The organism is Roseburia sp. AM23-20, from assembly GCF_003470905.1.
GTDB lineage: Bacteria > Bacillota > Clostridia > Lachnospirales > Lachnospiraceae > Roseburia > Roseburia rectibacter.
Genome location: NZ_QRHS01000003.1, coordinates 75,168 through 101,208 on the forward strand (window position 1 = coordinate 75,168; position 26,041 = coordinate 101,208).

The 26,041-nt window shown below is 41.0% G+C and carries 22 protein-coding genes; 3 read left to right on the forward strand and 19 right to left on the reverse strand.

Going from position 1 to position 26,041, the window contains the following annotated elements; translation table 11 throughout:
• Positions 1 to 137: 137 nt before the first annotated feature.
• The 7 genes from DW650_RS04465 to DW650_RS04495 form a co-directional block, all read right to left on the reverse strand.
• Positions 138 to 1,814, reverse strand: a complete 1,677-nt coding sequence (locus tag DW650_RS04465) for an ABC transporter ATP-binding protein (RefSeq protein WP_015520184.1) — start codon at positions 1,812 to 1,814, stop codon at positions 138 to 140.
• Complete coding sequence (locus DW650_RS04470) at positions 1,807 to 2,871, reverse strand: radical SAM/SPASM domain-containing protein (RefSeq protein WP_118209174.1); 1,065 nt, start codon at positions 2,869 to 2,871, stop codon at positions 1,807 to 1,809. The genes DW650_RS04465 and DW650_RS04470 overlap by 8 nt, the downstream gene beginning before the upstream one ends.
• A gap of 343 nt (positions 2,872 to 3,214) precedes the next feature.
• Positions 3,215 to 4,150 (reverse strand): helix-turn-helix domain-containing protein, encoded by a 936-nt coding sequence (locus tag DW650_RS04475; protein ID WP_118209175.1) that lies wholly within the window; start codon positions 4,148 to 4,150, stop codon positions 3,215 to 3,217.
• Between the two features lie 13 nt (positions 4,151 to 4,163).
• Positions 4,164 to 5,072 carry a hypothetical protein gene (locus tag DW650_RS04480; protein WP_118209176.1) on the reverse strand — a complete coding sequence of 303 codons (909 nt, stop codon included), beginning with the start codon at positions 5,070 to 5,072 and terminating at the stop codon, positions 4,164 to 4,166.
• 124 nt (positions 5,073 to 5,196) lie between these two features.
• Complete coding sequence (gene yajC, locus DW650_RS04485) at positions 5,197 to 5,520, reverse strand: preprotein translocase subunit YajC (protein ID WP_015520178.1); 324 nt, start codon at positions 5,518 to 5,520, stop codon at positions 5,197 to 5,199.
• 100 nt (positions 5,521 to 5,620) lie between these two features.
• A complete protein-coding gene (tgt, locus tag DW650_RS04490; protein WP_118209177.1) occupies positions 5,621 to 6,775 on the reverse strand; it encodes a tRNA guanosine(34) transglycosylase Tgt in 1,155 nt (384 codons plus the stop codon).
• 140 nt (positions 6,776 to 6,915) lie between these two features.
• A complete protein-coding gene (locus DW650_RS04495; protein ID WP_118209221.1) occupies positions 6,916 to 8,334 on the reverse strand; it encodes a 3-phosphoshikimate 1-carboxyvinyltransferase in 1,419 nt (472 codons plus the stop codon).
• A 130-nt stretch (positions 8,335 to 8,464) separates the two neighbouring features.
• Between DW650_RS04495 and aroC the strand changes: the two genes are divergently transcribed.
• Positions 8,465 to 9,571 carry a chorismate synthase gene (aroC, locus tag DW650_RS04500; RefSeq protein WP_118209178.1) on the forward strand — a complete coding sequence of 369 codons (1,107 nt, stop codon included), beginning with the start codon at positions 8,465 to 8,467 and terminating at the stop codon, positions 9,569 to 9,571.
• Positions 9,572 to 9,752: 181 nt separating this feature from the next.
• On the opposite strand, the gene DW650_RS04505 is transcribed toward aroC, so the two are convergent.
• From DW650_RS04505 to hisA, 3 genes are all read right to left on the reverse strand, one after another.
• Positions 9,753 to 10,298 (reverse strand): ANTAR domain-containing response regulator, encoded by a 546-nt coding sequence (locus DW650_RS04505; RefSeq protein WP_118209179.1) that lies wholly within the window; start codon positions 10,296 to 10,298, stop codon positions 9,753 to 9,755.
• Positions 10,299 to 10,321: 23 nt separating this feature from the next.
• A complete protein-coding gene (gene glnA, locus DW650_RS04510) occupies positions 10,322 to 11,653 on the reverse strand; it encodes a type I glutamate--ammonia ligase (RefSeq protein ID WP_117919628.1) in 1,332 nt (443 codons plus the stop codon).
• Positions 11,654 to 11,752: 99 nt separating this feature from the next.
• Positions 11,753 to 12,529 (reverse strand): phosphoribosylformimino-5-aminoimidazole carboxamide ribotide isomerase, encoded by a 777-nt coding sequence (gene hisA / locus DW650_RS04515; RefSeq protein WP_118209180.1) that lies wholly within the window; start codon positions 12,527 to 12,529, stop codon positions 11,753 to 11,755.
• A 334-nt stretch (positions 12,530 to 12,863) separates the two neighbouring features.
• Between hisA and guaB the strand changes: the two genes are divergently transcribed.
• Positions 12,864 to 14,318, forward strand: coding sequence for an IMP dehydrogenase (gene guaB / locus DW650_RS04520; RefSeq protein WP_117919624.1), 1,455 nt, complete (start codon positions 12,864 to 12,866; stop codon positions 14,316 to 14,318).
• A gap of 97 nt (positions 14,319 to 14,415) precedes the next feature.
• The gene (locus tag DW650_RS04525) at positions 14,416 to 15,696 is read left to right on the forward strand and encodes an HlyC/CorC family transporter (RefSeq protein WP_117919622.1); all 1,281 of its coding nucleotides are present in this window, start codon (positions 14,416 to 14,418) and stop codon (positions 15,694 to 15,696) included.
• Between the two features lie 93 nt (positions 15,697 to 15,789).
• Here DW650_RS04525 and DW650_RS04530 read toward each other — a convergent pair whose 3' ends face one another.
• From DW650_RS04530 to DW650_RS04570, 9 genes are all read right to left on the reverse strand, one after another.
• Positions 15,790 to 16,182, reverse strand: a complete 393-nt coding sequence (locus DW650_RS04530; protein ID WP_118209181.1) for a hypothetical protein — start codon at positions 16,180 to 16,182, stop codon at positions 15,790 to 15,792.
• Between the two features lie 68 nt (positions 16,183 to 16,250).
• Positions 16,251 to 18,647: a transglutaminase domain-containing protein gene (locus DW650_RS04535; RefSeq protein ID WP_158576205.1), complete on the reverse strand. Its 2,397-nt coding sequence runs from the start codon at positions 18,645 to 18,647 to the stop codon at positions 16,251 to 16,253.
• Positions 18,648 to 18,832: 185 nt separating this feature from the next.
• The gene (locus tag DW650_RS04540; protein WP_243102854.1) at positions 18,833 to 19,657 is read right to left on the reverse strand and encodes a polysaccharide deacetylase family protein; all 825 of its coding nucleotides are present in this window, start codon (positions 19,655 to 19,657) and stop codon (positions 18,833 to 18,835) included.
• Between the two features lie 351 nt (positions 19,658 to 20,008).
• Complete coding sequence (locus DW650_RS04545; RefSeq protein WP_118209183.1) at positions 20,009 to 20,293, reverse strand: hypothetical protein; 285 nt, start codon at positions 20,291 to 20,293, stop codon at positions 20,009 to 20,011.
• A gap of 189 nt (positions 20,294 to 20,482) precedes the next feature.
• Positions 20,483 to 21,811, reverse strand: a complete 1,329-nt coding sequence (locus DW650_RS04550; protein WP_118209184.1) for an ABC transporter permease — start codon at positions 21,809 to 21,811, stop codon at positions 20,483 to 20,485.
• Positions 21,811 to 22,488, reverse strand: a complete 678-nt coding sequence (locus DW650_RS04555) for an ABC transporter ATP-binding protein (RefSeq protein ID WP_118209223.1) — start codon at positions 22,486 to 22,488, stop codon at positions 21,811 to 21,813. Before DW650_RS04555 ends, DW650_RS04550 begins: the two co-directional genes overlap by 1 nt.
• Positions 22,489 to 22,508: 20 nt before the next feature.
• Positions 22,509 to 23,930, reverse strand: coding sequence for an efflux RND transporter periplasmic adaptor subunit (locus DW650_RS04560; protein WP_118209185.1), 1,422 nt, complete (start codon positions 23,928 to 23,930; stop codon positions 22,509 to 22,511).
• Between the two features lie 210 nt (positions 23,931 to 24,140).
• Positions 24,141 to 25,004 carry an NAD(+) diphosphatase gene (nudC, locus tag DW650_RS04565; protein ID WP_118209186.1) on the reverse strand — a complete coding sequence of 288 codons (864 nt, stop codon included), beginning with the start codon at positions 25,002 to 25,004 and terminating at the stop codon, positions 24,141 to 24,143.
• Positions 25,005 to 25,148: 144 nt separating this feature from the next.
• A complete protein-coding gene (locus tag DW650_RS04570) occupies positions 25,149 to 26,030 on the reverse strand; it encodes a rhomboid family intramembrane serine protease (RefSeq protein WP_118209187.1) in 882 nt (293 codons plus the stop codon).
• Positions 26,031 to 26,041 lie beyond the last annotated feature (11 nt).

Sequence of the window (26,041 nt, forward strand, 5' to 3'; positions counted from 1 at the left end):
GTATGTATAATGTCTATAATAATGTAATTTGGGAAACATTGCAACCTCTGATTCTATTTTTCTTTTTTATAATATTTATAACTGGGTATTATGAAAGAGCTTTCTTTTCATTACCTGGTTGTATACCATGGTATAGCTTAAGCGCTCATTACGGATAACAGACTGCGGAAGATTCCATCTTTCTGGATCAGTTCATCATAATTGCCGCGTTCGATGATGGCGCCTTTGGAAAATACCAGAATTTCATCATATTGTTTTAAGCTGTCTGCTTTTAACTGGTGTACGATATTTAAGATGGTCGTGTCTGACTGCAGGACGGTCTGTTCGATTTTTGCTGCCATGAGGCTGTCAAGACTGGATGTCGCTTCGTCTAAGATCATGACAGGAGTATTGCGGAGGAATGCCCTGGCTATGGCAATGCGCTGTTTTTCTCCGCCGGAGAGATTGGAACCGGATTCCTGTATGGTAAAATCAAGTCCCTTTTCGTTCAGGTAGTCTCCCATACCGGCACGGATTAATGCCTGTTTGATGTTCTCATCCGAATAGCTTTCATAAAGGGAAACATTGTCCCGCAGTGTGCCGTCTAACACGACGACATTCTGATGAATGAGTGCAATGCTGCGGTAGAGTTCTTTCTTCTGGATATCGCTGATGCTCTGGCTGCCAAAACGGATCTCTCCTTCAAAATGGTTATAATAATGCATCAGCACATACATAAAGGTACTCTTTCCACTTCCGCTGTTTCCGACGATCGCATATTTTTTGCCAGGTTCAAAAGTTACGCTTAAATTATGTAAGACCTCTTCGCCCTCCTCGTAGGAAAAACGTAGATTTTCCACTGAGATTGGCAGTGCTGTTTTTAACTTTTCCCCATGGTCTGCATCTTTCGGCAGGTTTAAGATATCCGTCACCCGCTTTAAAACCGGCTGGCTTGTCTTATAGTCTGCAAGCAGTTTTGAGATCCACTGGATCGGTGTCTGGATATAGTTCATAAGCTGTATGGTTGCGATCAGGATACCGACCGTAACGTAACCTTTTAAAACTAAAATCCCGGCAATTCCCATCATGCACACATCGATCAGGAAACCGACCCCGCCGGAGATGCTTCTTGACATGTTCTGCGTATTGCGAACGGAAAAATGCGTCCTTTCCACTTCCCAGTTACATTTTTCATAATCGGTAAGGATCTCCCGCTCCACATGATAGCTCTTGATGACCTCATAGCCGTTCCAGATGTTTTTCAGTTTTCCGTTGTACCAGTCAAGCACATGGATGTATGATTTCTGGCGCGCTGAAATCTGTTTTCCAAACAAAAACGGCACGATTAACGGCACCGCACAGAGCAGAATCGCCGAAAATGCCAGCCACGGTTCCATCTGGTACAACGTGACCGTCGCGATCAGAAATGTGAGGATCTGGATCACAATGTTTGGCAGACACAGAAAATATTTTTCATCGAGCATACCGATATCATTGTTTAAGATCGATGTATACTCCGCGCTCTTGTGCAGACGGTAACTGTCGAGATCCGTGCTCACAATACTTTTACAGATGTCTTGTCTCACATCCACTAAGACTTTCTGTGAAAACTTCATCTCAAAATAGGAGCCGACATAGCCAAATGCTGCATAACAGACAACGATCACCACCCCTGCAATGCTCGTATGTAACATTTTTTGTGCATCCATGGCGGACACTGCGTCGATCATTTTCTGCATATAGAGTGCAAATAAAACTGCGGCTATGGTTTTTAGGACAGCGAAAAATACCCACGCCATAAGGTGTACTTTGTGCTTTTTGAAATATTCATTCATTGTTATTCTCCTTGCAGTCCGTATTTACTTGCAAATATTTTTCGCACATCTCTATAACATGATTTCCATTAATATTTTTTATTCTATCATAGACCATTTTTGCTATTTGGTATTCATTTTTTTCAATTAATATTGTAAATAATTGAAGAAGCTGCTCCTCATCCAATTTATTAATGTATTTTCTTGCTTGTACTAACTTATAGTTATATGAACATAAAATATTCTCAGACTCTATCGTTCCATTTAATGTGAACCGCGAATTTGAGCATCCACCCAAACACATATCCCCATACTTGCACTCACGACACAGCCCTTTCAAATCATCTCTTTTAAAATTTCTATTCCACAAAAATGAATCCTTAGAAAACCATATATCTCGCAATGATCCATCTCTGATATTTCCCTCTATCATTTTCTCATTTCTAATAGAAGTACATCCAACAATATCTCCATTTTGTAAAATACCAACTGATTTTTTTCCTGCCGAACATCCTGCCCAACAAGTATTCTGTTGCATACAAATTTGTTTTTTGTTGTAATAGCCTATTCCATCTGTCAGATGTATCTCTAATTGTCCTTCTTTCTTTTTATACGCAAAATCAATTATTTGTTCAATCATCCCTGGTTCAACAAATAATGTTTGTTGTTTAAGGAAATTACCCATTGGAAGTGTGATCTGTAGCTGCCAGAAATCAACCCCTATCTCCGAAAAGATATCATACATTTCGTCTAATTCTTCAATATTTTCATTGTTGATAGTAGTGGCTACCATTGTCTGTACACCATGATATTTTAATTTTTTTAACGCCAATAAATCTTTTTCAAAAGATCCCTCTTTTCTTATTTTATCATGAGTCTCTTTTACACCATCAATACTTATTGCACAAATTGCAATTCCAGCCTGTTTTATTTTTTCTACTAAATCATCCTCCACAAACCACCCATTAGAAATTATGTTTGTGTAAATTCCAGCTTTACTTAATTTTTCCGCAATCACATACCAATCTTTTTTTGTAGTTGGTTCTCCTCCTGTAAGTGTAACAAATTTTACTCCCATATTCTAAATCTCTCATGGCATTCCTTCCTTTCATATTTTATATATCAACACTTAATAAGTGCTAATAACTTTTTTACTGTAAATCACCTGTTGCAAAAAGACCATGTCAAAACCGGAAAAAAATTTTTTCTGGTTTTGACATGGTCTTTTTATAATATCTATAACATAATATATTTAAAATCTCAGATATGAGGTACATACATATGAAAAAAATATTACATTCCTTTCTCTTAATATTATGTCTCTTCACAATAAATACCAATCATTCTTTTTCTTTGATTGTTAATTCCTACACGCTTATCGCTGACAAGAGCTACCCTATCATCGATACCTATAGCTTGGATTATTCTATCTTCTCCCCAAACATTGTTTCATAAAGATCAGAAAACACCTTTTTATCTAATTCACCACTTGCTGCGGCGCTTACAAAATATGCCTGCTTATACTTTTTACGGCAATATTCTGCCTTTTCTTCTCCCTCCATTCCACTTTCAATCATCTCATTCATATTCCATGCCATTTCCCCTAAAACAAATGTCATTATCGGTGCATTTGCATATTTTCTCACTTTTGGCAAAATATATTCACACAATTCCATGGAATACCGATAGTTTCCAACTGCCCCATAATACTTTGAAAGATTTGCAGCAATACTAAGTTCTTCGATCTCCCATTCTGCCATATATCCTTCCCGCAGGCTGCGCAGCAGCATTTCACAGATTTTTATACTTTTAGGATACTCATCTATTCTGCCATATGCCACAGCCAGCCGCTTTAAAAGTGTAATCTCCTGTTCCCGGAAAGGATATATCACATCACTGTCAAGAAATTTTTTATACTGTGGTACAACTTCTTCTGCAAGCTCTTCTAATGCTTCCACAAGCTGTTCTGCTGTAATGCGCTGCATATAATAATCCAAAAAAGTACTTTCCCGGCGGATATATCTTTGTGTAGATGCGTCTTTTCCAACAAGTTTTTTCATCTGCTCCATATAAAAGTCTGCTTTTTCAAAATCATGCTTTGCCATAGCATCCTCAAAATATTCTCTTTCCTGTATCAGTTCCATATCCCTGCTGACACACACTGCATAATTTTTTTCTGTGATCTGGTACATTTTCTCCATAAGTTGCCGATATGTATCACTTTTCACTTTATGTTTTCCGTTTTCAATTCTGGAAAGTGTCTCCACAGAACAGACTCCCTCACTCAGTTCTTCCTGTGTCATTCCGTTTGCAATTCTTGAAAGCCGTATCATATCACCAACATTATAATTTCCCATATGGCACCTCTTTCTACACTCTGTCACCCGTCGTTTTTATTTTTTGCACCAGTTCCACATTGTTCATGACAAGTGCCGTATAATAAGCCATCGTAAGTTCCACTTGACATTGTTTTTGATATTCCTGCTGCATGTCCTTGTTTCTCTGCATCAGCTCTTTTAACAGTCCTGCCTTCTTAAAATGCAATTCTGCCAGTCCACGCATCGTTCTGCTTTCTTTTACAAGTGTTAACGCCTGTTCAATGTATTCCAGTTCCTTTTGTGCATCTCCTTTTTCTTCCTGTATGCTGGCAAGTTCTTTCAGAATGGACATTTCAGCCTGTTCCTTGATTTTTTTCGAATCATACTTTCTTGTAAAAAGCAGCATTCTTTTCAATTCTGCCTCTTTCCATGAAATATCTTCCGAAAACTGAATCAGCCCCAAAAAAAGTTTTATCTCCATTTCACTGTATAAATCAGAAGTATTTTTCCTCTTTCCAAAAAAAGGTTTTGTCAAAAGTATCGCCTCATTTAATACAGCCTTGATTTCTTCTTTTGATGCACCACGTTTCTGTAACAGTTCTGCCTTTCCCCAGAGATAATATTGTTCATGAAGCACTTGTTTTTTTGGCATTACACTTTGATAACTCTGTAACAGTTTCTCCGCTGTATCCAGATTTTTCTCTTCTAAATTCCGATGGATATCTTTTCGTAACCGGAACAAGTTGTAATCTTTCTCATTCAATAACAATTCAAATTCAAGAACCTGCTTTCCTATTCTTGACAACAATGTCGCACTGACTAATGAATCCACCTCACGATATCCCTCTTCAATCCGGAACATCGTTGCTGGTGAACAAATTCCTTCACAAACCTGTGTCATGGACAATCCATACTTCTCCCGATAATACGACAATGCAATCCCTACCGTATTTAATTTCATCTTCTGCCCCTCTAAAACTTTTCTGTCAGGCAGCAGAATATAAATTCCATAAATATTCTACTCCTATAAAGAAAAACCTGTTATGTTTTCTCATCCACACATAACAGGCTTTCTGGTACTACACTTATTTCTCCATTGCTTCTTCCGGTTTCTCCACTGCGGAGATTGCAGCTTTCTGCATCGGGATACGGCAGTTCTTGTTATTACCGAATTCAACGATCACGGTATCATCTGCGATATCGATCACGGTGCCGTAAAATCCGCTTGTTGTCAGTACGGTATCGCCGACTGCAAGTTCGGACAGCATTGCATTTTTCTTCTTTGCTTCTTTCTGCTGCGGGCGGATCATGAAAAAGTACATGAAACCAAATAAAACGACTAACCAGATAATCATACCGCCCCAGCCTGCTGCTGTGGATGCGGATGAAGTGGATGCTAAAATTGACATCTTCTCAGTTCCTCCTAAATTTAATAGACATTACAATACATAATACACAAAATAGGCTTTTTAGACAAGCACTTTGCCAAATTTTATGATTAATTTATTTTTAGCCATTCTGTTTTTCTTTCTCGCGGTTGATCTGTCCCATACCGTACAGCTTTTCTTCCTTATAAGAATGGAATCTGCCTTCATCGATGGCATCGCGGATCTCTTCCATCATTGTATTGTAAAAATACAGATTGTGGAGCACGCAGAGTCTCATACCAAGCATTTCTTTTGCTTTTAACAGGTGGCGCACATATGCCCTGCTGTAACGGCGGCAGGTCGGACAGCCGCAGCCTTCCTCGATCGGGCGCATGTCTTTTTCATATTTCTGATTAAAAAGATTGATCTTTCCCTGATTGGTGTATACATGACCGTGACGTCCGTTTCTGGTCGGATATACGCAGTCAAAGAAATCAACGCCGCGCTCTACGCCTTCTAAGATATTTGCCGGAGTACCGACGCCCATCAGATAGGTCGGTTTGTGAAGCGGCAGATAAGGGACTGTCTCGTCTAAAATATGGTACATCTCCTCATGTGTTTCACCGACTGCAAGTCCGCCGACTGCATATCCGTCTAAATCCAGCTCAGCGATACGTTTTGCATGATCGATACGGATATCCGAATAGATAGCGCCCTGATTGATTCCAAATAACATCTGATGACAGTTGACCGTTCCCTCCTCGGAGTTTAGCTGCTGCATTTTTGTTTTACAGCGCTCTAACCATCTGGTTGTACGCGCCACGGAAGCCTCCACATAACTTCTGTCTGCAAGTGCGGGAGCACATTCATCAAACGCCATTGCGATCGTAGAACCAAGGTTCGATTGGATCTGCATGCTCTCTTCCGGTCCCATGAAAATTTTTGCACCGTCAATGTGGGAATGGAAATAAACTCCCTCCTCCTTGATCTTGCGCAGTCCGGCAAGGGAAAATACCTGAAATCCGCCGGAGTCCGTAAGAATCGGACGGTTCCAGGACATGAATTTGTGAAGTCCGCCAACTTCGCGGATCAGCTTGTCTCCGGTGCGGACGTGCAGGTGGTAGGTGTTTGACAGTTCTACCTGACATTTGATCTGCTCTAAGTCCTCGGTGGATACAGCTCCTTTGATGGCAGCAACAGTGCCGACATTCATGAATACCGGGGTTTGTATATCACCGTGGACGGTGTGAAGGATGCCGCGTTTGGCACGGCCTTCCTGTTTTAGTAGTTCGTACATTGTTTATAATCTCCTTTTTCCTTGTTGTTTTTATGTATAAAATGGGGGCGAATTTACTTTTTTGTGGAGTTTCGCTTTGGTTATTTTTACTTGTATGAAAATATCGTCTTGCAGCAGATATTTTCCATATTCTTTGAGCATTATCTGTTTTTACCAGATAACATATCCAGCAGCTCAAAATAATTCTCAAAAGTTTTGCGGCAGCAGGATGGGTTATCTATCACGATTCCATCCACCTTTAAACCTAAGAGGGCAAATGACATTGCAACACGGTGATCTTCATAAGTGGATATGATTCCCGGTGCCGGAGTACCTGGCTTAATCGTTATGGCATCCGGTTCTTCGGTACATATGATCCCGCGCTTTGTCAGTTCCTCTGACATGGCATGAAGGCGGTCACATTCCTGTCCGCGGATATGTCCGATGTGAGTTATATGTACATCGGAGTTACAAAACGGTGCGATCGCAGCAAGGGTAAGTGCCTGATCTGAAAAGTCATTCATATCTATGTCGATTCCTTTTAATTGTCCTTCCTCTGGTCCGGTCACTTCGATTCCATCCGTTTTTTCTGTGACAGTACAGCCCATCTGTGTGAGCACATCTAAAAACTTCATATCTCCCTGGCTGTTATCCGGATGCACATGTTTTACAAGTGCCCTGCCGCCTGTGATCGCGGCTGCTGCATAAAAATAACATGCGGCTGAGACATCCGGTTCAATCTGGTAATGCTTTTTCTGATATATGGCTTTCGGTTCTACACAATAATTTTTTCCGTCATATTTTACTTCCACACCCGCGTCCGCTAACATTTTTCTTGTGATGCGGATATAGGAACCATCTGTTTTCTCACTTGTGATGTGGATGTCTAATCCCTGCTGTACCATCGGAGAGATCAGTAGAAGCGCACTTAAAAACTGGGTACTCTTGCTGATATCAAGATCTAAGCGTAACGGTTTTTGTTCTGCCTGTAACTGATCATTATAAGCATCCTGCTTTGTATCTGCCTGTGACTGGTCTGTATCATGATTCTGCAATACAATATCCTCATTCTCTGCAGTCACATGATCTCTGTCTGCTTTTTGATTTCTCCTGCCACAGATCTGTACCGGCAGATGACCTTCTTTTCCCAGATAAGTGATCTTTGCTCCAACTCCCCTAAGCAGAGAAAACAACTCCTCCATCGGTCTCTTTTTCATCTGCTCCGATGCCTCGATCGTATATTCCCCATCTGAAAATCCAAGCATTGCCGTCAGGAAACGTGCGGCTGTCCCGGCACTTCCGACATTGATCACTGCCTGTTTCTTTGGAATATCCCCACCACAGCCCAAAACAGTAACCTTTTTTTCCTGCTCATTGATATCTACCGTAAATCCCAGTGACACCAGACTCTCCAGAAAGTGTCTCGAATCATCGGAAAATAAAACACCGTCTAACTTCACTTCACCATCCGATAAAGCCGCCATCAAAAGTGCACGGTTCGTCATACTCTTCGATCCCGGCACCTCCACCATCCAGTCGACCGGTTTATCCAGTTTTTTTACCCTGTATTGTTTATCCATATATTTCATCCCTGTAATCTGATTTCCTGTCAATAAACGCTTTTCCCATTTTAACATATTCCTGTTGTCACGAAAAGAGAAATCTTTTATAATGATAAATACCAATAAACATTTTCAGGAGGAATATTTCATGGCTGGTTCATCATTCGGTACAATTTTTAAAATTACAACATGGGGCGAATCCCACGGGAAGGGACTCGGCGTTGTGGTAGATGGATGTCCGGCTGGTCTGCCTCTTGATGAAAATGACATCCAGAAGTTTTTAAACCGCAGGAAACCTGGACAGTCAAAATTCACTACCCCCCGGAAGGAAGATGACGCTGTCGAGATCTTATCCGGTGTATTTGAAGGAAAAACGACCGGAACACCGATTTCCCTTGTCGTATATAATCAGAATCAGAAATCAAAAGATTACAGTGAAATCGCCTCCTATTACCGTCCGGGGCATGCAGATTATACATTTGACCAGAAATACGGTTTTCGTGATTACCGGGGCGGTGGACGTTCCTCCGGCCGTGAAACGATCGGACGCGTTGCAGCCGGTGCGATCGCCGTTAAAATATTAAACCAGCTTGGCATCACATTTTTGACCTACACACGTTCCATCGGACCAATCTGTATCGCAGCGCAGAATTTTGATGCCACACAGATCAATGAAAATCCGCTTTATATGCCGGATGCCGATGCCGCAGAAAATGCAGAAAATTATTTAAATGCCTGCATTGCGGAGCAAAACTCTTCCGGCGGTGTTGTGGAATGTATCATTCAGGGTGTTCCTGCCGGAATCGGTGATCCTGTGTTTGAAAAGTTAAATGCAAATCTTGCAAAAGCGATCATGTCGATCGGTGCGGTAAAGGGATTTGAAATCGGTGACGGTTTTGATGTTGCAAAGGCAACCGGAAAAAATAATAATGACGCTTTCCGGCTCGGTGCTGACGGCAGACCGGTCAAATCCACCAATCACGCCGGCGGTATTTTAGGTGGAATGAGTGATGGAAGTGATATTATACTGCGCGCTGCGATCAAACCTACCCCTTCTATCGCTGCTACCCAGCAGACTGTCAATAAAAACGGTGAAGAAATTGATGTGAGCATCAAAGGACGCCATGATCCGATCATCGTACCGCGCGCCGTGGTCGTTGTGGAGTCCATGGCTGCCATAACATTAGTGGATGCTCTTTTTACAAATATGAGTGCAAAAATGAATAACCTTGAACAGTTTTATAAAAATCTGTAGAAGAATTTTAGTGGCACAGACTGTTACATACAATCTTAGGGCTATCAGGAATTATATTTTAAATTATTCTGACCATCCAAAAAAAACTGTCGGTTCACACCTATATGTTTCAGAAATTTCAGACACATATCAGTGTGAACCGACAGTTTTTGCAGCTGTAATAAAGTACAGCCAATTATTTTTATGTAAGTAAACTAAGTATCATCTGGGCAGTCTCTGTCAGTCCCGTCCCGTTATCCATACTTCTCTTTTGCATATATCGGTGAGCTTCTTCTTCTGTCAGGTTATTGCGCTCCATCAAAAGTGCTTTTGCTTCATTGATCAGATTTATTTCCTCCTCCGACCGTTCCTTTGGCTTCTGCCTTGCTTTCTTCCGCCTGCGTGTGACCTTGTATTCCATCATTTCAACGGTCTGGAGCAACTCATTGATTTTAAGCGGCGTCGACAAGCAGACTAGATTTTCCACATCACGCTCACCACAGTTTCCCGGTGAAGCCACGAGCAGCATTTCAAACTGAGAGGGGAGATAATCATGTAATTCCGTATACATCATGTCCACAAAACGATAACCGCACACCATGATCCCGCCTTCTAACTCATTTGCATTCTGCAAAGCCTGGGCACCTGTTGTGCAGATGACATCCACGTGATGTCCGTTCTGCATCAGGATCTTTTTGATATTACGCGCGGTATCCTGTTTTGGGAATGCAACGATAATATTTGTCAAATCTTTTCCCCTTCATTCCTATCTCAGATTTTATACAGATAATTATTGATTTCCCAATCGGATACCTGTGCACGGTAATCTGCCCATTCCGATTTTTTGGCTTCAATATATTTTTCCGTCGCGTGTCTGCCCAACACATTCTGTAAATATTCGTCCTTTTCAAATTCTGCAAGTGCCTCTCCAAGGTCAGCCGGAAGTTCTTCGATTCCCAGTTTATTTTTCTGGGATAAACGCATCTCAAAAACGTTTTCCGTCACTGCTGCCGGTGGCTCAATCTGATTCCTGATACCATCAAGTCCTGCCTGTAAACATACTGCAAGTGTCAGGTATGGGTTAGCTGCCGAATCCGGGCATCTGAGCTCCACCCTCGTGCCCTCTCCTCTGGTAACCGGAATACGGATCAGCGGACTGCGGTTTGTTACGGACCAGGCAATATAAATCGGTGCTTCATACCCAGGTACCAGGCGCTTATAAGAATTGACCAACGGATTTGTGATCGCCGCCATTCCTTTCATGTGCTTCATCAGACCACCGATAAACCAATATGCTTCTTTGCTTAATCCCAATTCACCGTCCGGGTCATCAAAAATATTTTTTCCATTTTTGGAAAGAGACATATTCACATGCATGCCGGAACCGTTAATGCCAAATTTCGGCTTTGGCATAAAACTTGCAAACATGCCATGACGTTTTGCAATCGTTTTGACTGCCAGTTTAAATGTCATAATATTATCTGCGGTCTTAACCACCTCATCATAACGGAAATCAATCTCATGCTGTGCCGGTGCCACCTCATGATGGGAAGCCTCGATCTCATATCCCATATCCTCTAATGTCAATACCATATCACGTCTTGCATTCTCACCAAGATCGATCGGTCCAAGATCAAAATATCCTGCACGCTCTGTGCTTATCGTTGTCGGCTGCCCATCCTCATCCTGATTGAAAAGGAAAAACTCACATTCCGGTCCGACATCAAAACGATATCCCATCTGCGTTGCATCTTCCACTGCTTTCTTTAATATATAACGCGGATCTCCCTCAAAAGGTTTTCTATCCGATGTATAAACATCACAGATGATCCTTGCAACCTTTCCCTGCTGCGGACGCCATGGGAATATTACAAAAGTGTCAAGATCCGGATACAGATACATATCTGACTCCTCGATCCGGACAAATCCCTCAATGGATGAACCGTCAAACATGCATTCATTATTCAATGCTTTCTCTAACTGGCTGGATGTGATTGCAACATTTTTTAAAGTTCCAAACATATCCGTAAACTGCAGACGGATAAATTCCACATCCTCTTCCTCTACCATATTAAATATATCCTGTTTCGTATATCTGCTCATCTAAAAAATCACTCCTATTCTAATTGACATTTTTTCTGATTATAATACCTTTTACAGATCAGACTTTTCTAAAAACTTCTCTGACAAAACCAGCAGTTTTCATGCTCTTATATAATGCAGCACTTTCTCATAAGCCATCGGTCCGCCGAATAAATCAAGTGCACTGCCGATAGTCACATTCAATCTGTCTTTTCCTAATTCTTTTAATTCCCGAAGATCTTCAAAACTGCCGACACCGCCTGCATAAGTAACCGGAATTTTCCCCCACTCGCCAAGCAGACGAACCAGTTCTTTTTCAATCCCTTTTGCCTTTCCTTCCACATCCACAGCATGAATCAGAAATTCATCACAATAAGAAGAAAGTTCATCCAATAATGTGATACTTACTTTTTCATCGGTAAACTTCTGCCAGCGGTCTGTCACTATATAATAGAAATCATCTTTTTTTCTGCAGCTTAGATCAAGTACAAGATGTTCCCTGCCCACTGCATCTTTTAACCGCGCTAAATTTTCATAATTGATCTTTCCATCCCGGAACACATAAGAAGTGACGATCACATGACTTGCCCCGGCATCTAAAAATTCTTTTGCATTTTCTGCCGTTATGCCACCGCCAATCTGAAGTCCACCCGGATAAGCACCAAGTGCAAGTTCTGCCTGCGCTCTTGTTTCCTTATAATAGGTACTGCTTGCCGGATTCAATAAGATGATATGTCCGCCTTTTATTCCTTCTTTCTGATACAGTTTTGCAAAATACACTGCATCCTGCTCTGCCACATAGTTTTCTGTTGCCTGATCTCCGGCATCCTTTAAACTTCCACCAATGATCTGTTTTACTTTCCCATTGTGGATGTCGATACAGGGACGAAACTCCATAATTTTCCCCCTTTTCTCCCAACCTCTGTTTTTATGACAACTGACCGCACCCTTTATGATCCAGCCTACAGTCATATATTTAGGTAAAAAATGGGCGACGTATGCCTATCGTCTGACCCCGTCGCCTAAAGTCATCTTAACACACCTTGCAGCATTTGTGAATCATAATTTCTATAAGGTTTTTTTGCACATTTTATTATTATTTCTAATAAATTTCCATTTTTTATAAATTCAGGCTTATATCTCATTGACAGAGTATTTTTTTTTTGCTATGATACAGAAACTAATATATCTTTTTCATACAATTCAATAAGAAGAAAGTGAGGAAAATAAAATGGGAACAATTATTGGTGAAGGTATTACTTTTGATGACGTATTATTAGTTCCACAGTATTCAGAAGTTACACCAAACATGATTGATCTGACAACGCATCTTACCAAAAAGGTCGTCTTAAATATTCCTATGATGAGTGCTGCCATGGATACCGTTACAGAACACAGAATGGCCATTGCAATGGCAAGACAGGGCGGTATCGGTATCATCCATAAAAACATGTCAATCCAGGCACAGGCAGACGAGGTAGATAAAGTAAAACGTTCTGAGAACGGCGTTATCACAGATCCATTTTACCTTTCCCCGGATCATACATTACAGGATGCCGAAAATCTGATGCGCAAATTCCGTATCTCCGGTGTGCCGATCTGCGAGGGTGGCAAATTAGTCGGTATCATCACAAACCGTGATTTAAAATTCGAGACAGATTTTACCAAAAAAATCAGTGAAAGCATGACTTCTGAAAATCTGATCACTGCTCCGGAAGGCATTACTTTAGAGGAAGCAAAAAAAATCCTTGCCAAAGCAAGAAAAGAAAAACTTCCGATCGTAGACAAAGATTTCCATTTAAAAGGACTCATCACGATCAAGGATATTGAAAAACAGATCAAATATCCGCTCTCTGCCAAAGATGAATTAGGCCGTCTGCTCTGTGGTGCCGGTGTCGGCATTACTGCAAATATGATGGAGCGTGTGGATGCTTTAGTAAAAGCCCATGTTGATGTGATCGTTGTGGATTCTGCACACGGACATTCCAAAAATATCTTAGAGGCAGTAAAAAAGATCAAAGCTACCTATCCGGATCTTCAGGTTATCGCAGGAAACGTTGCTACCGGTGATGCAACACGCGATCTGATCAAAGCAGGCGCTGACGCTGTCAAAGTTGGTATCGGACCTGGTTCTATCTGTACCACCCGTATCGTTGCAGGTATCGGTGTTCCTCAGGTTTCCGCTATTATGGACTGCTACAATGCAGCCAAAGAATTTGGTGTTCCGATCATTGCTGACGGCGGTATCAAATATTCCGGAGATATGACAAAAGCTCTCGCCGCAGGTGCTAACGTATGTATGATGGGTAGTATGTTTGCAGGATGTGACGAAGCTCCTGGTACATTCGAACTGTATCAGGGAAGAAAATACAAAGTATACCGTGGCATGGGATCACTTGCAGCCATGGAAAATGGCAGCAAAGACCGTTACTTCCAGGAAGGTGCAAAAAAACTCGTTCCGGAAGGCGTGGAAGGACGTGTTGCTTATAAAGGATCTGTAGAAGACACTGTATTCCAGTTAGTCGGTGGTATCCGTTCCGGTATGGGTTACTGTGGCTGCCCAACCATCGAAGACTTAAAAGAAAAGAGTAAATTTGTTAAAATTTCCGCAGCTGCTCTCCGTGAAAGCCATCCGCATGACATTCACATCACGAAAGAAGCTCCGAATTACAGTATTGACGAATAATCCTCTTTCCGATATAATATATGGTAACTTTCAATCATTCCGGCGCTATTTATGCTATAGTGCCGGAAAATTTTATATTTTAATGAGGTGAAATTTCGTGGACGCAAGTGCCATATCACAGATTATTTTTCTAATTATTTTATTGATTCTCTCTGCTTTTTTTTCATCCGCAGAGACAGCTCTTACGACCGTAAATAAAATCCGGATGCGTACACTCGCAGATGACGGAAACAGACGCGCCGAACGGGTACTTCGTATTACAGACGACTCCCACAAGATGCTCAGCGCGATCTTAATCGGCAACAACATCGTCAATCTCTCTGCCTCTTCACTGGCAACCACGCTTGCAATCAAGCTCTGGGGCAGCGTCGGCGCAGGTATTGCAACCGGTATCCTTACATTTCTGATCCTTGTATTTGGTGAGATTTCCCCAAAAACTTTTGCAACACTTTACGCAGATCAGATTTCAATCGCTTATTCCGGTATCATTGATTTTCTTATGAAAATACTGACTCCGGTCATTTTCCTTGTAAACTGGTTTTCCATGGGCTTTTTATTTCTGCTGCATGTAGATCCAAAGGCAAACAACAATCAGATGACAGAGGAAGAACTCCGTACCATCGTGGATGTCAGCAAAGAAAACGGTGTCATCGAATCCGAAGAGCATGAAATGATCAATAACCTGTTTGATTTTGGTGATGCACAGGCAAAAGAGGTCATGGTTCCAAGACCTGATATGACTTTTGCAAATGTAAATAATACTTACGACGAACTGATCGATATTTTTCAGGAAGACAAATTTACCAGACTCCCTGTCTATGAAGACACGACCGACAATGTCATCGGTATCCTAAATATGAAAGATCTGCTTCTCTGTAAGGACAAAGAACATTTTTCTGTACGGGATATCATGCGTGAGCCTTATTTCACTTTTGAGCACAAGAATACAGCAGAATTATTTATGGAGATGCGTAAATCCTCCATCTCCCTTGCCATCGTCCTCGATGAATACGGTGCAACTGCCGGTCTTATCACGCTTGAGGATCTCTTAGAGGAGATTGTGGGTGAGATCCGTGATGAATACGACACGGATGAAGAAGATCCAATCCTGCCTCTTAACGACCGCGAATTTATCGTTTCCGGCTCCACCAATCTGCAGGATCTCTGCGATGAGTTAGATCTTAATTTCAGCTCTGAAGATTATGATACGATCGGCGGATATCTGCTCGGTCTTTTAGATCATCTGCCAGAGAAAAACGAAATCATCATCACCGATGACAATGTCCTTCTCCGTGTCGAACAGATGGACAAAAACCGGATTGAGAAAGTCTACATAAAAAAACCGGATTTTCCACCGGATGAGACGGAAAAACAATAATTTCTTACCATAAAAAAAACGGTCTTTTCTTATCAGATTTAACTGATTTGAAAGACCGGTTTTTTCATTCATAGGAAATTATGTTCTATAATCTTATTCAATATCGCACAGATCTCTTCCTGCTTCCGAACGGAACTGAAATGTGTCCTCTACTCCATGATAAGAAATAGAAAAACTTCCCTCCATATCCAGATATGACTGTGCAGCCGCAATCGCATCTAAAAATTCTGCAATATTTTCCAGAAAACCTTCTGCACATTCCGGCGAGCTGCACTCTTCTTCCTCAATCTTTTCATCAATATACAGACGAAGCGTAAAATCATCCATATCGCTCTCATTGTCCACTTCCGCTTTCTGTAAATAGGAATTGGTGCAATTCTTAAACAGATTTCTTACATAGGATGCCGTAGAAGAAATTCGTGACTGCGAAATATCCTCCGCCTCTAAATATATCTTGTAACTGATTTTTAAACTATTGTCTGCCATTTTTTCTTTCTCCCGTTTTTTATTTATACTTATATCACATTTTGTAAAATGGATCGGTATATCCTTTGCTATTTCTTTGTGGTGACTGCTTTTACCTTAGACCAGCCCGAATAGATTTTTTTTGATTTTCCATTCACTTTTACAGTCTTATAGGTGCGGATGCGTATGTAATATTTCTTTTTTGATTTTAATTTTGAAACATCCAGTTTTGTCTTTTTGGTATTATTGACGTTCTTTGTCACAACCGATTTTTTGAATTTCGCATCCACTGCATACTGGATCTGGTAACCGCTTGTCTGTTTTGCCTGCTTCTTCCACGACACGGTAAATGCCTTTTTCTTTGCTTTCACCCCGGAAATCACAGTACCTTTAGGAACGATCTGGAATGTCTTTTGATATTTTCCACTATACTTGCCTTTCATCACAATGGTGACGGTATAAATACCGGCATTTTTTCGTCCAGACGGTTTCTTTACCTTATAATCCGTTCCTTCTTTTAATTTCTTGCCAGCAGTATTTGTCACTTTTATAGTCGGCATATGTGCCTTTCCATCATAAGCATATGTGGTTTTTGAAAGCTGGATTTTCTTTACGTCCAAATAAGTGCCCACCGTTTCCGTCTTTCCACAGACACTGCACTTACGTTTTATTTTTCCACTTTCTTTGTACTCGTTCCATTGATGCCCGGTTGCGGGGATCACATTCTGTGCCGTCAGCACTTTTCCACAAACACTACAGTGATTTCCCTCTGTCAGTCCGGTTGTCTCACAAGCTGCCTCCACTGCAGCATCCGTAACCGGTACATGTCCTGCAGCCGGGATGACAGTCTGTTCTGTCAGTACTTTTTCACAGACACTGCAATGACTTCCTTCTGTCAGTCCGGTTGTCTCACAAGCTGCCGCTACCGCGTCATCTGTAACCGGTGTATGTCCTGTGGCTGGGATGACAGTCTGCTCAACCAGTACTTTTCCGCAGACACGGCAATGGCTTCCTTCCGTAATACCGGCGGTTTCACAAGCAGCTGCCACCTCAGGATCTATCTCAACTGTATGTCCTGTGGCTGGGATTTCTTCCATATAACTATTTCCGCAGATCGTACAGGTATACTCTCTTGTTCCGGCTTTTTCACAGGCTGCATCTGCAAGTATACTTGCATTGTAATTATGCAGACATTTTGTGACCACAGCACTGTTGTGTTTGCCATCTTCCATGGCAGCTGCTTTTATCACCGGATATTCGGAGCTGTTCCATAAAAAATCCGATTGATATAACATCCGCGTACCGGATGTCACCGGATTACTTTTATCCGTGGTATAATAGATTTCTGCCTCCTTATTATAACAGGACATTCCTATCTTTGATCCACTTGCATTTTCGTTCACAGATATCCATGGGCTGCCAACGCTATCTATTTCTGTTGCAGGCAGATATCCTTCCCAATAGCTTTCCTCCGCATGATGGTTTTTAGAATAACTGCTGGATGTGTCATAATAATCATCATTCCGCAGAAAATAGGTATATCCAACGTTATCGCTTCCGTTATCATCCCAGGTACAGTCGACATTATACCAGCTATTTTCCAACTTTATCTTATTCCACTCATGATCAAAACTAGTCACTGCCACGGTATCAATACCGGTTCCATTGCACATCATCTCAAATGTCTGGGCATATCCTGCACATACCGTCTTATTCGTACATAAAACACTGTATACGGACTGTGAATATTCTGTATTTTCTGTTGCAAAATCGCTATTTACAAGATCATGATTATATTCAACCTTTTGAATGATCAGATCATGTATGGTTTGTACTTTTTCGTCCTCTGTGCTGCATTCATCAATCTGTTTCTGCCAGGTGTCAACCTGCGCTTTTACTTTTTCAGTTTCCTCCATCCGGTCTGCACCCTTGCCAAACGCAGGATAAATACCAAATATCATAGAAACTTTTTTGTTTGAGTATGTAATTGTATAAATCGTCGCATTTAAAAAATAATATTGTGGTTTTGAATACCGAAACATCCGCAATACCTTTTTTTGCTTTTCCTTTTCAAGAGTGCTTCCCGATATCGCCTTCATCCGGTACGTTCCCGTATTCGTTGTCACTGCATCCGTTTCTGTTGTCAGATATTTTGCACATATGGCATCCAGATCATCCCAGTATTTTTTTTCCTCATCCGATAACTGTTCATAAAAATAATCACTTCCATACTTTTCCCAGTCATCGGCAGATATACCTGTCATCCGAAGCAATGACTGTTCCGCAGCGTCATCTTCCTCTACAGACTCATAATCCTCATCATCTGCTTCTTCTGTTTTTTCTTCAAACGAAAAACGACCGACCGGTAATTCTGTATCTGTCAGAATTTCATCCGCATAAATGCTGTTACCATCCCCGGAAAACAAAAATGTCAGACTGCAAAAAACCACCGCCAATATTCCTGTTTTAAATTTTGTTCTTTTCATATGCATCCCTATTCTTACTCGTATCAAATATTGTTTTCATACCGTCCCAGTTTATCATGCAGCATTTTACCCAGACTAAAAACCGCTTCTTTCTCACTGGCACTCCACGTTCATTATACCTTCCTCTCCGTCATCAAACAAGTCTTATCCCTTGTATCTTTTGTATTTTTCCACAATCTTTTCTGTCAGGATTCTTCGATCAACTCCGAAAGCGGCGCAAATGTGTATCCCATTTCTTCCCATTTTGTCAGCAGCTCATCTAAAATCTCGCCGTTCGTCTTTGAAGTGCTGTGCAATAAAACGATCGCTCCTGGATGGATTCTCGTAAGCAGCTTATCAAATGCCTCATCCTTCGTCGGCTGATCATCCACATTCCAGTCCACATAGGCAAGACTCCAGAAAAATGTATGGTATCCAAGTTCTTTTGCCATCTCAAGGTTTTTTGTACTGTATTTTCCCTGTGGCGGGCGGTAATATTTTATCATTTCTTTGCCTGTGACTGTCTGGTACAATGACGCGACATCATCCATCTCTTTCTGAAACGAGGTCATGTCTGATATTGATGACATATCTGGATGATGATAAGTATGATTGCCGACAGCATGCCCTTCTGCCTCCATACGTTTTACAATATCCGGTGCACTCTCAAGAAAATGTCCCACAACAAAAAATGTCGCTTTTGCATTATGCTTTTTTAAAGCATCCAAAATCGGCTCTGTATTTCCATTTTCATAGCCGCAGTCAAATGTCAGATAAATAACATTTTTACTTTTATCTCCCACATACCACGCGTTGTATTTTTTTAATTCATCTGCCGTCACATTGCCGGTCGGCTGGGTTCCCTCCGCTCCAAAGCCCAGTCCCCAGTTATCTGCCTGATTCTGGACAGACACTGTCTCCACTGTTTTTTTCATCTGCTGTTTCTGCAGCGAACCTGCGCCCCAGCCTAAAAAGAACATAAAAACAAACAGTGCCGTCACTTTTAAAATATTCTTTTTGTTATGGTTCATGTTTTTCCCTTCCATCCCGATTATTGATATTGCATAACATCTACGCATCGCTATCATGCATGAATGCTATACTTTACAATATTTCTTTTTGTATTCTATGTGGGAAGGCGCATGTACCATGCCCGGAAATATTGATCCCTGTATAAAAAACAAAGAGCCTGACATTTCTGTCAGACCCTCCGGGTAAATCCATCTTAAAAATAAATGGTTGGATAACGCTTTTTCTCCGGTTTCCATTATTGTAACCTGATATTTTTTTCCTGTTCAGGCTGATTAATCCATATATCGAATTGTTCCTGATATTCCTGCAAACTTTCTGCTACATAATCAGGACATAAATATCCACCGTTTTTACACCTTTTTTAACATTGTATACAACGATAAATAAGAATTTCCTTTGTAATAAGCTAATCCATTATTCCAAACTATAATCCTGTTACTTTTATACATATTATCAATTGCCTTATTCAATTCACCTTTTGCATATCCACAACCTATTACATTCTTATACATAGCCGGATAATCAATAGCATTTTTTAAATTTGAATAACTTGCATATATTTGCCCATTATATCCGCAATCTCTTAAAAATTCAATTAATAAATCTCCATGTTTTATTTTCTTACCATGTACCACTGCATTTTTTTCAATTACATTATCATATTTTTCACTTACATATGTATCTATTATACCAACGCTATCATCACATAAACAAAAAAGTACTGTATACTGACATTTTTATTTTTGTCACATACAGTACTTTTCTTATCTGTATTCTTTTAAAAATTCTCTGTTCAGACTGCAATGCAAATCTTTTCTTTGCCCTTACTCATAGCGCAATGCATCGATGACTTCCATCTTTGAAGCCTTGTTCGCCGGGTAATATCCGAAAAATACACCGGTCAGCATAGAGAAGAACAGTGATAACAGAATTGCTGTTGCAGATGGATGTACCGACATGATAATGTAATTTGCATACTGTGAGTACATATTCTGAATGACAAATCCTGCCGCTTTTCCAAGCAATGCTCCGATTCCCACACCGATCAGGATACCGATGATACCTCCGATCAGACAGAGCATGATCGCCTCTATGACAAACTGCATACGGATGGTACGCCTTTTTGCGCCAAGCGCCATACGGACACCGATCTCTCTCGTACGTTCCGTGATAGACACCAGCATGATATTCATAACACCGACACCACCCACGATCAGTGAAATCGCTGCAATACCGGAAACCGCGATCGTAATCACGTTGAGTACCGTATTGATCATGCCAAGATCAGATGCCATATTGTATGCACTGACGTGGAAATTTTTGTTGTTTGCATATATCTCATCAAAATAAGATAAAACATCCGTTGTTGCCTGATTGACATCTGCAAGAGGATCGATCATAAGATTAAAATAATCATAACCAGTCCTGTCAACCCCCTGCAGTTTAAAACAGGTCTGAAAAGGGATCATCAATTCTGTTACACGGTCTTTTTCCGGTATGGACGTGTCCACTTTTCCAAATAATGCTTGGTTATATACATAAACGCCAACTACAACAAAATCAAAAATTCCGCCATCCGTTGTTGCAACAGAAAGTGTTTCACCGATCGGATCTTTACCTGCAAAGTATCTCTCTGCCATCGTATCTGCAATCAGGCATACTCTCTTTTTCCCCTGATTATCTGCCTTTGTCAGATTTCTTCCGGCATGCATTTCCAGTTTCATATACTCTAAATATTCCGGTGTGATACCATCAATATTGACATTTGCATAATTCTTGGAATCAGCATCATCTTTAATGGTTCCTGAACCAAGATAGTTCTGTGCTGCAACACCTGTTACCTCATCCGGATATTTTTCAATCAATCCATCGATCATATCCTGTGTGACATAATCGCTGTCTGTCATATCCGGCTGTTCCCAGGTAGCCCAGTCTTCATCATTTTCCGGATAACGTGCCTCGACATACGCCTGTACCATATTTCCACCAAGTGAATTCATGGTTGCCGTCAGCGTACTCTGTATGGAACCACCGATCGTCGTGATAATGATCACCGAACTGATACCGATGATGATTCCAAGCATCGTCAGAAGAGAACGCATCTTGTTGCTGGAAATACTCGTGATTGCCTCTTTGATATTTTCCCAAAACATTAATGTTCACCTCCGTTATCCGCCACGATCTGACCATCTAACAGAGTAACGATACGCTCTGTTTCCTGTGCAAGCTCCTGGGAATGTGTGATCAGGACAATTGTTTTCCCCTGTTCCTCATGAAGTTTGTGGAACAGATCCATGACCATATGACCTGTCTTCGAATCGAGTGCTCCTGTCGGCTCATCTGCAAGAATGATCGCCGGATCATTGATCATGGCACGGGCGATCGCAACACGCTGTTTCTGACCACCGGAAAGTTCGTTTGGTCTGTGATCCGCACGGTCTTCCATTCCTACCATTTTGAGCATTTCCATGGCATGTTCTTTACCATTTTTGGAATGTTCCTCTCCATATAGTAATGGAACCATAACATTTTTTAATGCATTGGCTCTCGGAAGGAGATTAAAGTTCTGAAATACAAAACCAATCCTGCGGTTTCTGATCGCACTCCGTACTTCATCCGACATTCCATTGACATCCTGTCCCTCCAGATAATAATTTCCCTGTGTCTGGCGGTCGAGGACTCCTATAATATTCATAAGTGTACTCTTACCGGAACCGGATTCACCGACGATGGAAACAAATTCCCCTTTATTTACGGTAAGATTGATTCCATGTAAAATTTCAAGTTCATTTGGTTTTCCCAAATAATATGTCTTAACGATATTTTCCATTCGGATTACTGGTTCACTCACTACTCATTTCCCTCCACGCTGGTGCTCATACCTTCTGCATCTGAGGTTTCATCTGTAGATGCGCCTGTTCCCATATCCTGCTCGGAATACATCTGTGCCGGTGTAAACTGCTGTCCTTCTGTCACAGTTCCGGAGTAATCATAAATTAATTTATCTCCTTCTGCCAGATCTCCACTGGTTACTTCCGTATAGTAATCTACTTCTTCACCAACTGTGATATTCTTCTTCACCGCTGTAGCAGAACCGTCATCATTTGCCTGTGCTATAAGTACATAAGAATTGCCATCATCATCTGTTTTAACCAGATCATATGGAATTGCTAAAACATTACCTCTTTCTTTGATCATTACTTTTGCTTTTACTTCCATACCAATAAGAAGTTCTGTGTTATCCAAAGAAATCTCCACGGAATATCCTCCCGATGTTGTTGTTTGTCCATCAGATCCTGTAGACTGTCCTTTGACACGAACAACTCTCGTTACGGTTCCGTTAATCGTTTCATCTCCCATTGCATCTGCTGTTACAGTTGCTTTCATCCCCTCTTCGATTTTTAAAATATCGGCTTCTTCCACAGTTGCAACCATTTTTAAAGAACTGGTATCCTCAATTGTTACAAGTGCTGTTTTAGAATCTGCATTGACATCGCCGACAGAAACATTGACCGCCGTCACAACCCCGCCGCAAGGTGCTGTGATGTTACAATCTGCCAACTGTTCTTTTAAATCTGTCAGTTTATCTTTGGATGTCGAATCTGTTGTTTTATATTTGTCCAGTTCTACGGCAAGCTGTGCATCCTCGATCGTACGGTTCGTGGTCTCTAATACTTTCTGGTAATCTTCCTCAGCAGTAGTAACTGCTTTCTGTGCAGCTAACAAAGACTGAAATTCTGCATCCGATTTATCTTCACTCTTATCCCACATAATACTCTGTGCGTTATAAGCATCCTTTGCATCATCAATTGCTTTCTGTGCAGCTGCAAGCTGTGTCTGCTGATCTTCCTGTGCACGACTGACTGTTTCTGCTGTCTGCTGGGAATTGATACTGTTCGTCGCATTTGTGTCAGACATATCTCTTTCAAGGTCAGCAACCTGATCCTTAATTGTAGAAGAATCTAACGTACATAATACGTCACCCTCTTTTACAATATCTCCGACCTGAACATTAACTGCTGTAATCTCTGCTAATGCTTTCGAAGTTACATTATTCTTTGTAATGCCTGATACAGTACCTTTTAAAGAAATCGTATCAGATAAATCTCTTTTCTGTACCGGTTCCACCTCTACCGTATTGACCGCAGTTGCCACCTGGCTCGTCATCTTCTTCACTGCATTTCCAATGACTGCAACTACAATGATTAAAACTACAAGTACAATGATTACTACTTTTTTCTTTCCCTTTTTTGGTTTTGTCTTGTCACCCATTTTAATTTCTCCCTTTTCTTAAATCGATTTACGGTGATTGTATCATTATCCTTTCGCCAAAAAAAGGCACTTAAGCAAATATTAAGAAATCTTAAGTTTTCCATCCGTAAATCTTTCATTTTTGTATTACTGTAATAATACAGTAATCTCATTTGAGTGTCAAGACATTTTATTATTTTGGTATATTTTTATATACCAGAAATCTGGTATTTATTGAAATTTTCCATTTTCCCTCATCTTATCCCGAAAGTAAATCATCATTTCCCTCGTCAGACTAAGACCCTCCGGATCGTCCGGAACATCCTGGAAATCAACCCATTCTGCACATGCAAGTTCTTCTTCATCCAGTCTTATCGCATCTCCCGCATCATCCAGTTCACAAAAATAGCCAAGAAGCAGATTACAGTCAAATCCCCACGGCTGACTTTTGTAATAGCGTATATTTTTTACGGAAAGACCTACTTCTTCCTTCACTTCTCTTGCTACTGTCTCCTCGGCAGTTTCACCAATTTCCGTAAATCCTGCGATCAGTGCATACCGTTTATATTCACGGTTTGCATATTTTGTCATGAGGATCTTTCTGCCGTTTGTCACACCGACGATCACAGCCGGCGCAATTTTCGGGAAAACCATATTGTTACATTCCGGGCAGGAAAGCATTCTGAGCTTTTCGCTATGTACCAGTCTGTGTCCACACCTTCCACAATAGACATTATCGCGGTACCAGACATACAGATGCCATGCGGTCGCTGCAGCAAGTACCTGCTCTTTTGGCTGCATGGTACGCGTTTCAAACATTTTATAATATGCAAATCCCGGCACTTCTATCCCCTCTCCCGGATCTGTCAGAAAATAATCATCCTCCCCGATGGAAAAAAGATAAACACATGCCGGAATTTTCTTTTTCATTTCACAGCAGATTTCCGAAAGTTCTCCATATGTCAGATAACACATTTCTTCTCCATTTTTTACAAAAATACGGTTTTCTTTAAAAATCATAAGAAAACTTTTATCCTGCGGTATTTTTTTTTGATATTCATTACTAAGATGCATTGGGAAAATATCCTGAATCATGTCTGTTCTCCTTTATTTATATTTATTTTAATATCTGTACAAACCTGCATTGCTGCACTATCCATGCAGCCTGTTTCTCAAGACTGGCGGACAAAAAACGGATGATATTTCGCGTTGGAAATACCATCCGGTCTGTCATATTATTTATCCTTTTTTAATATGTTTATGTGTAAACAGATGCTCCTGACAATATTCGTAATTGCCATCACACTTTGAGCAGAAACGGAACTCTAAATTCGGATCATCAAGCTCTGTCCTGCCGCAGATGGCACACTTATGCTTGGTAATACCGGAACCCGGTCTTGGCTCTCTCATCTGGGACTTGAACTGCTGTCTCCTGTGTATTTCATGCGGCGAATACCGTTTAAAATTACGTGTTGAGAAGAAGAAAATGATAAAGTTGAGCAGTGACATAAAAATAGCCACACGCCCTGCCCAGCCACTGACAACAAACTCATAAAGTGTCAGTACCGCATATACAATTGCCATCCATTTCATCTTGATCGGGATAATAAAGTAAAGCATCACCTGCATATCCGGATACATCACTGCGAATGCAAGGAAAATGGACATATTGATATAATTTGTGGAAAATCCCGATGCAATCGAATAAGATATCTGCGCTGCTAACGCCGGCATCTGTGAAATTACAGAAGCATTCATTGCATAATAAATACCGTACAGGACAAATGCACCGATCACAGTAAATATCATACCGCCGAAAATGTAAACATTAAACCGGAAAGTTCCCCAGGTACGTTCAAGTGCCATACCAAGCTGATAATAAAATAATGCCATGATCAATAAGAAGATCAGGTTTGACTCGGTTGGCATAAATACCCATGTTACCAGTCTCCAGATCTGTCCATGTAAAATATGATATGGACTGAGTGTCAGATAGCTTAAAATACCTGGTGATACAGTTCCAAACACATAACCGACCGTATATGCCCCGATCAGCCAGATGATAAGGTTTGGAACTGCATAACGGCCAATTTTTCGTTCTAATTTATTTAACCAGTTCATCGGATAAACCC